General features: G+C 72.4%; 3 protein-coding genes and 1 pseudogene. 2 read left to right on the top strand and 2 right to left on the bottom strand.

From position 1 onward, the window contains the following. On the top strand, positions 1 to 744 hold a 744-nt coding region (locus VIP82_RS04215; protein WP_331906031.1), incomplete at its 5' end, for a hypothetical protein. Between the two features lie 28 nt (positions 745 to 772). Here the strand turns inward: VIP82_RS04215 and VIP82_RS04210 are convergent. Continuing rightward, positions 773 to 1,492 carry a DUF1353 domain-containing protein gene (locus VIP82_RS04210; RefSeq protein ID WP_331906030.1) on the bottom strand — a complete coding sequence of 240 codons (720 nt, stop codon included), beginning with the start codon at positions 1,490 to 1,492 and terminating at the stop codon, positions 773 to 775. A gap of 188 nt (positions 1,493 to 1,680) precedes the next feature. Here VIP82_RS04210 and VIP82_RS04205 point away from each other — a divergent pair, with 188 nt between their 5' ends. After that, on the top strand, positions 1,681 to 4,176 hold the full coding sequence (locus VIP82_RS04205; RefSeq protein WP_331906029.1) for a phosphoketolase family protein: 2,496 nt from the start codon (positions 1,681 to 1,683) through the stop codon (positions 4,174 to 4,176). Between the two features lie 68 nt (positions 4,177 to 4,244). Here the strand turns inward: VIP82_RS04205 and VIP82_RS04200 are convergent. Continuing rightward, positions 4,245 to 4,516, bottom strand: a pseudogene (locus tag VIP82_RS04200) (hypothetical protein); the annotation flags it as partial.

Below are 4,516 nucleotides of genomic sequence, written 5' to 3'. Positions count from 1 at the left end.
ACCAACATGCTCGCGGCCGTGGTGATCGCCGCGATCCTGCCCGGCCTGCCGGGCGTGTACGCCGCGTTCGCGACGCTCGCGAGCTGGGTGGCCGGGGCGATCGGCTTCCTGATCGGAGTCTTCCCCGGCGGCCGGGATGTCGCGGAGGCCGTGCCCGCCACGATCGCCGCGGCCTCGTTCGTGACGGATCCCGAGGGCCTGAATCCCTGGAGCTGGCTCGTCGCCTCCGGCTTCACGCTCGCCGTGCTGATCTGGCTGAACCAGCGCCTCTCGACGGTCACGCGGCGCTCGCGCGAGTGGGACCGCTGCCCGATCGAACCGCGCCACTGGCTCGTGCTGAGCTCGATCCCCCGTGCGGCCTACGTCGCCGGCGCCTTCGCCTGCGTCTGGTTCGCGATCGCCGCGTGGAGCCGGCCGCCACTCGAATGGCTCCTCGTGAGCGCCGTGGCGCTCCTGATCGTGGCGATCTTCGTCTTCGTCGAACCGCTCTATGCGCCGGTTCCGGTGGTCGTGGCGGCGCGGACCGACGACCCCGAGGCGAACACGCTGGCGGCGGCCCTGGTTCCCGCGCCGATGAAGCTCCGCGACGCGGTCGCGACCGAGGAGTTCACGAAGGACCTCGCCGCGCGCCGAGCGCTCCTCCGCCCGAAGGGACGGCGCGCGGAGATCTGGGCCGGTTGGTTCCACCAGTGGCCGCAATCGGCCGGGGCCGAGGCGGCCGAGACCACCCCGACGGCGGGGTAGCGACGCGGCGGAGCAGCGGCCGGCCGGCTCAGCGCCCGCGCACGGTCGGCCGGAACACGCCCGCGGGATCGCCGCCGGTGACGAGCTCGACGACGGCCTCGACGAGCCGGAACGGCACGACCGCCGCGACCTGTGCGAGCACGAAGGGCCCGAGCCACCCGATCGAGAACGCCAGCACGAGCTGCGGTGCCGCGAGCCGACCCCACACGAGCGCGGTGACGGCGACCACGGCGAACACTGCGAGCCACAGCTGGTTCCAGAACGCGGCGACGGATGCCCCGGCCACGACGAGGCCCCCGATCACCGCCTGCCCGACGAACACGACCCCGGCGGCACCGCCGAACTGACGCTCGCGATCTGCGGAGACCCACGCCCACATGATCGCGGACCTGAGCAGCGGAACCCCCTGCTCACGGAGCGCGGTGCGGAACACCCGGTCGTCGACACGGCGCTGCGCGAGGGCGGCCCGCCGATCGCCGAGCCCTGCGGCGAGCACCGAACGGTGGTCGTGCAGCAGCGCCGGCGCCGACTGGCGGCCGTAGCTCGCGATGAGCCCCCAGAGCACGCTCGGCACCGACGCGAGGTCGGAGTCGCCTGCGGCATCCTGCACCGGAACCTCGTAGCGCAGCCCGCTCACCGGATCGAGGTAGGCGAACGGCGCGCGCACCTGGAAGCGGTGCCCGTCGGCGGGGCGCTGGGCGAGCAGCAGTTCGCCGAGCGGCCGGTCGTCGTCGGTGAGGAATGGCATCGCGGTCTCCTTCATTCGGGCGGGCGCTCCCCCACCGCCCATCCTGCTCCCGACCACCGCGATCGGGGCTCAGCCGAGCAGGAGCGCCACCGTGAGGAGCACCGGCACCGAGCCGGTCGACCCTCTCGGTGGTGCCGGCACCACGACCGACCTAGGCTCGAAGGGCACGTGAGTCGACAGGGGAAGCCATGTCCGAGGCAGGCGAGCACCAGCACCAGCACCAGCAGGAACACGGGCGCGAACACGAACGCGAACGCGAACGCGAGCGGCATGGGCGCGCGGCATCCGTGCCGCTCGAGATCGTCGACGCGTGGTGGCGAGCCGCGAACTATCTCAGCGTCGGCCAGATCTACCTGATGGCGAATCCGCTGCTCGCCCGCCCGCTCGAGCCCGGCGACATCAAGCCGCGACTGCTCGGGCACTGGGGCACCTCCCCCGGACTGAACCTCGTCTACGCCCACCTCAATCGCGCGATCGTCGAGCGCGGCACGCCGACGATCTACGTCTGCGGTCCGGGCCACGGCGGGCCCGCGATGGTGGCGAACACCTGGCTCGACGGCACCTACTCCGAACTGTTCCCGGCGGTCACCGCCGACCGCGACGGCATGCATCGGCTGTTCCGCCAGTTCTCGTTCCCCGGCGGCATCCCGTCGCACGCGGCGCCGGAGACCCCCGGCTCGATCAACGAGGGCGGCGAGCTCGGCTACTCGCTCATGCACGCGTACGGCGCCGCACTCGACAACCCGGGCCTCGTGGTCGCGTGCGTCATCGGCGACGGCGAGGCCGAGACCGGTCCGCTCGCGGCGAGCTGGCGCGGCCATTCCTTCCTGAACCCGGTGACGGATGGCGCGGTGCTGCCGATCCTCCACCTGAACGGGTTCAAGATCGCGAACCCGACACTGCTGGCCCGCATCCCCGAGGCCGAGCTCGTCGACTTCTTCCGCGGCAACGGCTACGAGCCGCTGCTCGTGACGGGCGGGTTCGACGGCGAGGACCCGATGGCCGTGCACGGTCGCATGGCCGACGCCATCGACGTCGCCTCCGAACGCATCGCCGCGATCCGGACGGATGCCGCGGCCGGCGCGTTCGCCGTGACGGCGCCGCGCTGGCCCGCGATCGTGCTGCGCACCCCGAAGGGCTGGACCGGCCCGGGCGTCGTCGACGGCAAGCAGGTCGAGGGCACGTTCCACGCGCACCAGGTGCCGCTCGCCGGCGTGCGCGAGAACCCCGAGCACCTCGCGATGCTCGAGGCGTGGCTCCGGTCGTACCGCCCAGATGAGCTCTTCGACGGCGAGGGCCGCCCGGTCGGGGCGCTCGACGCCCTGCGCCCCGACGGCGAGCTGCGCATGAGCGCGAACCGGAGCGCCCACGTCAACGGCGGCATCGCCCGCCCGCTCGCGCTCCCGCCGCTCGCCCCGCACACCATCGCGGTCGACCCCGGCGAGCGCGGCGACTCCGGAGAGGCGACGCGCGTGCTCGGCGAGTGGCTGGCCGAGGTGATGCGCGACAACCCCGACGACTTCCGGCTCTTCGGCCCCGACGAGGTGGCCTCGAACCGGCTCGGCGCCGTGTTCGACGTCACCGCCCGAGCATGGGCGGAGGCGATGCATCCGCTCGACGAACACCTCGCGCGCGAGGGCCGCGTCATCGAGGCGCTCAGCGAGCACCTCATGCAGGGCATGCTCGAGGGCTACCTGCTGACGGGGCGGCACGGGCTGATCACGAGCTACGAGGCGTTCATCCACATCGTCGACTCGATGTTCAACCAGCACGCGAAGTGGCTGGAGTCCGCGAAGCAGGTGCCCTGGCGCGGCGATGTCGCGAGCCTCACCTACCTGCTCTCATCACACGTCTGGCGGCAGGACCACAATGGCTTCTCCCACCAGGACCCGGGGTTCCTGAACGTCGTCGTCAACAAGCAGGCGGACATCGTGCGGGTGTACCTGCCACCCGACGCGAACACGCTGCTCGAGGTCATGCGGCACGCCTTCGACACGCAGAACCGGGTGAATGTCGTCGTGGCGGGCAAGCAGCCGGAACCGCAATGGCTCGCCCCGGACGAGGCGGCGGCGCACGTCGAGGCGGGTCTCGGCGTGTGGGATTGGGCGGGCAACGAGCCGGGTTCCGATCGAGCGGATGCCGCGGCATCCGAGCCCGACGTCGTCATCGCGTGCGCCGGCGACGTGCCGACGACCGAGGCGATCGCGGCGGCCGAGCTCCTGCGCGAGCGACTGCCCGACCTCCGCGTGCGCCTCGTGAACGTCGTCGACCTCATGCGGCTGCAGGACCCGCAGCACCACCCGCACGGCCTGCCCGGCGCGGCGTTCGACGCGATCTTCACCCGCTCGGCACCCGTGATCTTCGCGTTCCACGGCTACCCGTCGCTCATCCACCAGCTGACCTACCGGCGCACGAACCACGCGAACATCCACGTGCGCGGCTTCGTCGAGCGCGGCACGACGACGACGCCGTTCGACATGCTGCACCTGAACGACCTCGACCGGTACCGACTCGCGCTCGACGTGCTGCACCGCGTGCCGGGACTCGAAGGCGCCACCGGCATCGCCGAGATCGCCGACGAATGGCACGCGGCCCGGAGCGCGGCCCGCGAGTACGCGTACGAGCACGGCGCGGATCCGGACTGGATCACGGGCTGGCGCTTCGCCGCGCCTCCCCGGGCGTAACGGGCCGCCCCATCACGACGACGGCGGGCGCCCGGTCTCCCGAGCGCCCGCCGCGAACGTCGTTCAGATCAGGCGTCGCAGCCCCAGACGTACTTGCCGTTGTAGTACACGGGCACCATCTCCTTGCCGGTGCACGGCCCGCAGTCCTCGTCGCGCGGTGCGGCCGGCAGGCCCGGGTAGAACTCAGACGTGTACGGGTTCGCAGCGGGGGCGGCCGCAGCGGCATCCCCGGTCGCCTCGCCCGAAGCGGATGCCGCGGCATCCGACCCGCCCGACCAGTCGTCGCCCTCGTCGGCGACCTGTTGCGCTGCGGCGTCGGCTGCTGCCTGGGCCGCCGCAG

Origin of the sequence: Microbacterium sp. (genome assembly GCF_036566905.1) — a bacterium.
In the GTDB taxonomy this organism is placed as follows: Bacteria; Actinomycetota; Actinomycetes; order Actinomycetales; family Microbacteriaceae; genus Microbacterium.
The sequence above is the reverse complement of the archived record's forward strand: the minus strand, read 5'-3'. Positions and strand labels throughout refer to the sequence as shown.

Bases quoted from the DNA above. Each gene is read 5' to 3' on its own strand.
- VIP82_RS04210 (WP_331906030.1), bottom strand. From the start codon at position 1,492: ATGCCATTCCTCACCGACGACGACCGGCCGCTCGGCGAACTGCTGCTC.
- VIP82_RS04205 (WP_331906029.1), top strand. From the start codon at position 1,681: ATGTCCGAGGCAGGCGAGCACCAGCACCAGCACCAGCAGGAACACGGG.